The organism is Actinomycetota bacterium, from assembly GCA_013152275.1.
Lineage (GTDB): Bacteria > Actinomycetota > Acidimicrobiia > Spongiisociales > UBA4744 > BMS3Bbin01.
In genome coordinates this window covers 1-7,175 of sequence record JAADGS010000002.1, presented here as the reverse complement: position 1 = coordinate 7,175, position 7,175 = coordinate 1, and the positions used below count along the sequence as shown (strand labels likewise).

At 62.1% G+C, this 7,175-nt stretch carries 7 protein-coding genes and 1 pseudogene; 7 read left to right on the top strand and 1 reads right to left on the bottom strand.

Annotated features, from left to right (window positions below):
- The first annotated feature begins 444 nt into the window (after positions 1-444).
- From GXP34_00070 to GXP34_00040, 7 genes and pseudogenes are all read left to right on the top strand, one after another.
- Positions 445-957, top strand: a complete 513-nt coding sequence (locus tag GXP34_00070) for a hypothetical protein (GenBank protein ID NOY54371.1) — start codon at positions 445-447, stop codon at positions 955-957.
- Positions 958-1,262: 305 nt separating this feature from the next.
- Positions 1,263-1,580, top strand: a complete 318-nt coding sequence (locus GXP34_00065; GenBank protein ID NOY54370.1) for a hypothetical protein — start codon at positions 1,263-1,265, stop codon at positions 1,578-1,580.
- Between the two features lie 340 nt (positions 1,581-1,920).
- Positions 1,921-2,289, top strand: a complete 369-nt coding sequence (locus tag GXP34_00060; protein ID NOY54369.1) for a hypothetical protein — start codon at positions 1,921-1,923, stop codon at positions 2,287-2,289.
- Between the two features lie 589 nt (positions 2,290-2,878).
- Positions 2,879-3,193, top strand: coding sequence for a hypothetical protein (locus GXP34_00055; protein NOY54368.1), 315 nt, complete (start codon positions 2,879-2,881; stop codon positions 3,191-3,193).
- The gene (locus GXP34_00050; GenBank protein ID NOY54367.1) at positions 3,190-3,975 is read left to right on the top strand and encodes a hypothetical protein; all 786 of its coding nucleotides are present in this window, start codon (positions 3,190-3,192) and stop codon (positions 3,973-3,975) included. The genes GXP34_00055 and GXP34_00050 overlap by 4 nt, the downstream gene beginning before the upstream one ends.
- Positions 3,972-4,790 (top strand): hypothetical protein, encoded by an 819-nt coding sequence (locus tag GXP34_00045; GenBank protein ID NOY54366.1) that lies wholly within the window; start codon positions 3,972-3,974, stop codon positions 4,788-4,790. Before GXP34_00050 ends, GXP34_00045 begins: the two co-directional genes overlap by 4 nt.
- Before the next feature lie 56 nt (positions 4,791-4,846).
- Positions 4,847-5,754, top strand: a pseudogene (locus tag GXP34_00040) (IS3 family transposase).
- Between the two features lie 284 nt (positions 5,755-6,038).
- On the opposite strand, the gene GXP34_00035 reads toward GXP34_00040, so the two are convergent.
- Positions 6,039-7,064, bottom strand: coding sequence for an IS110 family transposase (locus GXP34_00035; GenBank protein ID NOY54365.1), 1,026 nt, complete (start codon positions 7,062-7,064; stop codon positions 6,039-6,041).
- Positions 7,065-7,175: the final 111 nt, after the last annotated feature.

The following is a 7,175-nucleotide window of genomic DNA, read 5'->3' as shown; positions in this document are numbered from 1 at the left end:
TGGTGTTGGCGGCCGCACCAGCACTTGCGGCGAATGTGTCCGCCAATTGCGGAACCGGCGGCTTCTTCTACACACGCGGCACCGCGGACTACTGGCAAGTCCACTCGCACGGCGGGGTCTCGGTGGACTATACATATCCGGAGGAGCATGTGACCAAGATGCACAATTGGGGCTGGTTAACTGGCAATCAGGTCGGTGGCGTGAATGGTGGGAATCTGACCTCGCCGGGCGCGATGTGCCCGAATTGACATTGAGGTGAGATCAATGCGGCGAACGCTCGTGGTTGTCGCGTCTGTGGCGCTCATGGTGTCAGGGTGCGGGGGACCGTCCAACGTTCCCCCAACCTCTCATGTCACACCGTCAGACGTAGAGATGACCCCCTCGACGCAGCCCACAACCTCAGGGAGCGAGGGGACGGTGGTGTCGGGGTGGGCGCCGCCACCGGTGCCGACTCCCAAAGACCCGGAGTATCGGGAGAAGCTCGGACCGTACGCCGACTTGCTGCTTCGCGGGGGGATCGTTCCATATGGCAGCGAGGAGCACATCGGCTATCTCGCTTCCTGCATTGAGTCGGCCGGGTTCACCGTCACCCTCGACCCTGGCGGTCAGGGGTTCGCGGTGGCGACCGGCGCCCAGATGGACCAGTACAACCAAGTGCGGGCCGCGTGTGGGCAGGCAGCGATCGACTCGGGGTTGGTGGCTGCTCTCGCGCCCGCAACCCAGGAGTTCAGGGCTGCCGAGTATCAGGCGAGGCTGGTCCAGTATCAGTGCCTGATCGATCACGGGTTCCAGCCATCCGAGCCACCATCGGAACAGGCGTTCCTTGAGCAAGCAAACTGGGACCCGTTCTCAGGCGTCGCTAACGCGCAGTTTGCAGCCGCCGAGCGGACGTGCCCCCACAGCATTATCCCCGTCCTCGAACAGATGGTCGCGTCCGGTCAGGCAACGTCCCCCTAGGGAACGAGCTGTCGACGTCTCTCCAGTTTCTTGGAAACACGACGCTCGCTCCAAGAAACGCTTGCCAGTTGGTGACAAAAGGTGTGAGCCGTGACGGTGACGCGCAGACGACGGGCGATATCGAGCTCCAATGCGAAGGATCGATACCGAACGAAGGCGAAGGGCACGCTCGAGAGGACCCACCGAGGAGGAGGTGACAAGAAGAGGGGGCCTTCTCCGAAGGAAGGCAGCATAGGTCTGCTGGATGACCGATGGTCGGCACGTGTCCCGAAGAAACAGATTCATTCGAAAGTTGCGTGCGAGAGATGCTGATTGGAACGATGGCGCTCGGGGAAGGAGTAACTACGAAGCGGCTCATGGTCATGGCGATGATCATGGTGTTGGCAGCAGCCCCAGCGCAAGCGGCGAATGTGTCCGCGAGCTGTGGAACGGGTGGCTTCTTCTACACTCGCGGGACCGCGGACTACTGGCAGGACCACACGCACGGCGGGTACCTGGTCCATTACTACTACGACACGACACAGGTGCCGATTTCGCACAACTGGGGGTTCGAGACCGGCAACCAGTACGGCAGTGTGAATGGTCCGAATCTGACCAATCCGGCTGCCATGTGCCCGAACTGATCTTGAGGTGATGCAGATTCGGCGCACATTTGTGGTTGTCGCGTTGACTTCGTTGACTCTGGTCGGTTGTGGGGGAACGGGTCACGTTCTCCCGCTCACTGACGTGACGACCTCCCTCGTGTCGGTGTCCGCTAGCCAGACGCCGACTACGGAGCGGTCGAGCCCGGTTGTGTCGGTGGCCGGGTGGGCGCCGCCGCCGGTGCCGATACCGAAGAACCCGGACTATCGCGAAAAGCTCGGTCCGTACGCGGACCTGCTACTCCGCGGGGGGTTGACGCCGTATGGCAGTGAGGAGCACGTGCTGTATATCGTTTCGTGCATTGAGTCGGCTGGGTTCAGCGTGACGTTGGACCCATCTGGACATGCCATCGAGGCGGCGCCCGGGGCCCAGGTCGATCAGTTCCGGCAGGTGCAGGCCGCGTGTGAGCAGGCGGCGATCGATTCGGGACTGGTGGCTGCTCCCACATCTGCGTCCAAGGAGTTCCTGGCCGCTCAGTATCAGGCGATGTTGATCACGTATCAGTGTCTGATCGATCGCGGGTATCCGACGTCTGAACCGCCCTCGGAGCAAGCGTATGTCGATCGCGCCGTGTCGTGGCATCCGTATGAGGTGCTCAGCGGATCGGACTACGAGGCTGCTGAACAGGTCTGTCCATGGGACCTGACGACGCTGTTCGAACAGATGGCGGCAGCCGGTCAGACACCGTAGGAGTACCGTCAATATGGGCTCTGCCGAGAGGTGTTGACAGTATCGTCGGCTCTTTGGTCGGCGGCGCAATCATCTGGCGGCTCACCGCAACCGCACCTGACGCCGGGTTTGCTGTCGCAGTTGCCGTCCTGGCTGTTCTCGCCGCGGGGATCGCAGCCATCCCCCCAGCCATGGTCGCCGCGTGGCGCGACCCCGTCTCCATCCTCCGAGTCCCCAACCAGGACGATTCTCGTCGTTTGCCCGCGACGTTCCGCCGAATCCGGACACAAACCCATCGTGGTGACGATCTTGCCCGGTCCCGTCGGGTCCGTCGGTTTGTGAACTGAGTGTGGAGGTTGGACAAAGAAGAGGGTGCTGAGCCGTCGCGGTCGGCGGCGAGGGGTCGGTTGTTCGCTGTGTTGGTTTTGGTCACGACCAGCGTTGCGGGTTTCCAGCGCGACATCGCGGCTCGTCCGGACAGAAGAGATGTGTAGTCGCGAACCTTTTGGCAGGGTTGAGCGAATAGATAGGTGACGGACCACGGATAGGAGTGACGAAGGGAGACGGAACGATAGAACTTCACATGTCATACCAGGGAAGGAGACAGCAGATGCTAAGGAAGGTAACAATCACTCTGGCGGTTCTCGCCATTCTCACACTGGCGACGGCGGTGCCCGCGTTGGCCTACGGCGTGGACAGCGGCAAGGTGTCCTGCACGGACAAGATCGCTGTGCACTCCAAGACCACCTACGACGCCCATATTCAGGTGCCCAATGGGTCGACGGTCCATCGTTGGGACGATGGTGCGATCCCGGTGGAGCACACTTGGGCGTCGCAGGTGTACGGCCCGAACTCGTGGAGGGTGTTGAGCACTGAGGGGACGGTCTATGCAGCGGAGACGTACGCGTACTGTTGGGGTGCGTGAGTGACTCGGGCATGAGGGCTGAGACTGCGGTTCGTGCGACCGTTGTGGTTGTGGTTGTGGCGGTGTTGGCGGCCGGGTGTTCGGCCGCCGGTACGTCACAGCCGACAACGACGGCCGGTGTGTCGCCCACGACTACTGGGAGTACGACCGCCGTCGCCTCAACTACGACTTCTTCGGGCGTAGCGGAGGGGTTGACACCGGGTCCTGATCCGATGGCGCTCGCGAAACAGTACAGCCTGGTGTCGCCTGATGGTGAGTATGTGGGTCCGGTGGATACGAATGGGGACCCGTTGTTGTTTGAACCGATCACCGGGTATGGGGATTTCTCTGGGCTGGATCGGTTCGATGTCGACACGTATGAGGTGACGGGGCTGATTGTTGAGTGTGTTCGTGATCAGGGGTTTGCGGTGACGCTTGATCCGGATGGGGGGATCGGGTACGCGTCGGTGCCGTCGGAGCAGAACCAGCTTGCCGATGCTGCCTACTACGCGTGCAAGGCGGGGCTGCATGTCCCCAAGCCGGAACCGTTAACGATGGCGCAGCTGGAGAAGATGTATGCGTACATGGTTGCGTTGGCGGGGTGTTTGGAGTCGCAGGGCTATTCGGTGGCTGATCCTCCGTCTCTGGATGCGTACATCGATTCGCAGGGGTCCTGGAATCCGTATACGGGGTTGTCGGTTGGTCTCGATGTATGGGTGCCGTTGAATCGGGCGTGCCCCCAGAACCCGGTGGGAGGGTTCACTGCGTGGGATCCTGGCGATCCGATCCTGCCGATGCCATGAGCAGCCGAGCTGTCCTCGTGCTGGCTCTGGCCATGGTCGTAGCTGGGTGTACCAGTACTCAAGATCGTGCGGGTGTCTCGACGACTGTCACGACGGCTGCCACGTCGACTGCCGTGTCAACGACGACGACCGAGACGGTCACGACGCCGACGGTGGTGGGGGATCCGTCGCTGGCGGGGGTGCAGGGTGTGGTGCGCATCACCGAAGGGTTGGACGACCTCAAAGAGGAGTGGGGGTTGCTCGATCCTGAGGGAAACTATATCGGGCCGATCGATGTGGATGGGGATCCGTTGTTGTTCGAACCGATCGAAGGCTATGCGGACTTCTCCGCGATGGCGGCGCAGGCACGATTCGACATGGACCTGGCAGTCAGGCTTGAGTTGGTGTATCAGTGTCTGTCGGATGTGGATCCTCGGTTCGCGCAGTTCATTGCCAACACGGGTGATTTCAACTGGGGCAACCTGCCCGGCCAACTCTCGCAAGCAGGGATGGCGACCTACATCGCTTGTGAGGCGGGGCTGCATCTGCCGCGCTTGCGTCAGCAGGACTGGACTCGGGCCATGTGGCAGAAGTCGTATGACTATGCGATGGCGGTAGAGGACTGCATCGAACAGGAGGCAGGGATCGATCTGGAACGGCGGTTGACCCTGGACGAGTATGTGGCCGGGGCCGAACTGCTTCCCCCCGACAACGCCTACGCGTCACTCGATACCGCAAGCCTCAAGCGACTCAACCAGGTGTGTCCGTTTCGCCCGGTAGGCGGGTACGGAGCATGGGAACCCGGTAACCCCATTACACCGGCACCGGCGCCATGAGGAGACTGAACCGGTCCGGCTTTTCTGGAGGCTCTGATCCTTGGGAGGATGGGGTCATGTCAAGTTCAAACAGGTATGTGCCGGAGGTGCGCAAACGTGCGGTTCGTCTGGTGTTGGAGCATCGTGACGAGTACGCCTCGGAGTGGGCGGCGATCACGTTGATCGCTTCCAAGTTCGGGTGCTCGACCGAGACGCTGCGTAACTGGGTGCGGAGAGCGGAACGGGACTCTGGTGTCCGGCCGGGGGTGACATCCGATCAGCTGGAAGAGCCGGAGATCCAGCTGGGTCTTGGACGACAACTACGGCGTCTACGGTGTCCGCAAGGTCTGGAAACAGCTACTTCATGAAGGTTTCGTGGTGGCGAAGTGCACCGTGCGAAGGTTGATGCGCCAGATGGGACTCCAGGGCGCGACCAGAGGCAAGGCGTTCACAGTCACGACGATCTCCGACGATCTGTTGGCCCGCCCTGCGGATCTGGTCGGCGGGGACTTCACCGCCACAGGCCCGAACAAGCTGTGGCTTGCGGATATCACATGTGTTCCGACCCGGGCCGGGTTCGTGTATGTCGTGTTCGTCACTGACGTGTTCTCCCGCCGTATCGTCGGGTGGTGGCCCTCGAGGTCGCTGGAGACCGGTCTCGAGTTGGACGCGTTGGAACAGGCGATCTGGGATCGGCTCGACGGCAACCCTGACGGTCTGATTCATCACTCGGACCGAGGCAGTATCTGTCGATCCGCTACACAGAACGGCTCGCCGATGCCGTCATCGAACGTCAGTCGGTTCGGTCGGCGATTCCTATGACAGCGCGATGGCCGAGACGATCATCGGCCTCTACAAGACCGAAGTCTTCCACCGGCGAGGACCATGGAGGGGTTTCGACGACGTCGAATACGCCACCCTCGAATGGGTCGACTGGTTCATCTATGAAGGAGCGGGGCTTGTCAAGGAGCTTCTTCGAAGGTGAGACGGCGTGGTCTGTGTCGTTGTGAACGCGATGGTCTGCCCTCACGACGTGGGGAGGATCGGGGAATGGGTTGTGGGCGCCGCTCCAGGTGTGGGTTGGTGTCGGCATCGCCGCTTGCTGCGGGTGTCGTTCATCTATTCGCCGGGTCCGAGCCTTGGGGCTCGGTGGCATGGAGTGATTCGGCATGTGGCCGAAAGGACCCAATCAACCAACCGACCTCGCCACCGGGGTGGGGGTCATCAACCAGTCCGGGTTCGCTCTCGTCCACTTCCCGTCAGCGCTGCTCACCTGGCGCCGGCCAGGGCACGGATGTGTCCGTCCCTGAGGCCGTAGAAGGTGAGCTCGATGATCCGTCGAGCGCAGGCGACACGGGCCACCTGGGTTGAGCCTCGACGGTCAGCGACCTGTTGTTTCCATGCGGCAAGCCAATGGTGGCGGCCGATGCGTTGAGCGGCCTCGATCGCCGCCCACCGGACCAGGGTCGATCCCTGTTTGGTGATTCGACCCCGCCGGACCTTGGTGTCGGACTCTCGATGACGGGGCGCCAACCCTGCCCATGACACCAGCCGTGACGCTGAGGAGAAGCGGGTGACGTCGCCGATCTCGGCGCAGAAGATCGCGGCGATGACTTTCCCCACCCCAGGGATCCTCTGGATGGTGTCATAGCCTTTTACGTCACGCAGAATGTGAGCGAGCGAGTCGTCGAGTTCGGCCACCTCTGCATCCAACACATCGATGAGTTCGAGGATCGACTCGATCCGCTGCCCAAACGCCGAATGCAGCCTCGGGTCGACATCAAGGCGACGCGCCAACAGTTCCCGACCCGACACCCCGAACAGGTCAGACCAGCCGCACTGGATGCCCAGCTTGGCCAGCACCGAATGCACCTGCGCTTTCAGACCGCTGCGGACACCGACCAGCTTGGCCCGGTAACGGACCAGCTCCCGCCACTCGCGCACCACCGGTGGAGCGATCCACGCCTCCGGCAGCGTCCCCGTGCGCATCAACGTCCCCAACAGCTCACAGTCCTTGACATCGTTCTCGACCCGCCGGTTCTCCAAGCCCCTCACCGCCGCCGTGTTCACCAGCCGCACATCACAGCCAGCAGCCGCCAGCTCGTCCACCGTCCAGTACCAGCCGTAAGTCGCCTCAATCGCTACCTGCGGAGCCTCACCATGGCGCAACACCTCCTCCACAAGAAGCCCAGGATCATTGGCGATCCGTCTCCATCCCAACATCTCGCCGTCCTCGGCCAAGTGCATCACCACCGAACGCCGGCGGTGTAGATCGATCGGCACGTAACCTGCCATCAGAGCCCTCCCATCATCGTGGACCACCCTGAGGTTCCCCCTGATGACCGGTCACCTCGACTGAGAGGTAATCATGTCAGTTATGGAGAAGGAACAACTACCGGACAGGGT

Bases quoted from the DNA above. Each gene is read 5' to 3' on its own strand.
- GXP34_00045 (NOY54366.1), top strand. From the start codon at position 3,972: ATGAGCAGCCGAGCTGTCCTCGTGCTGGCTCTGGCCATGGTCGTAGCT.
- GXP34_00055 (NOY54368.1), top strand. From the start codon at position 2,879: ATGCTAAGGAAGGTAACAATCACTCTGGCGGTTCTCGCCATTCTCACA.
- GXP34_00035 (NOY54365.1), bottom strand. From the start codon at position 7,064: ATGGCAGGTTACGTGCCGATCGATCTACACCGCCGGCGTTCGGTGGTG.
- GXP34_00065 (NOY54370.1), top strand. From the start codon at position 1,263: ATGCTGATTGGAACGATGGCGCTCGGGGAAGGAGTAACTACGAAGCGG.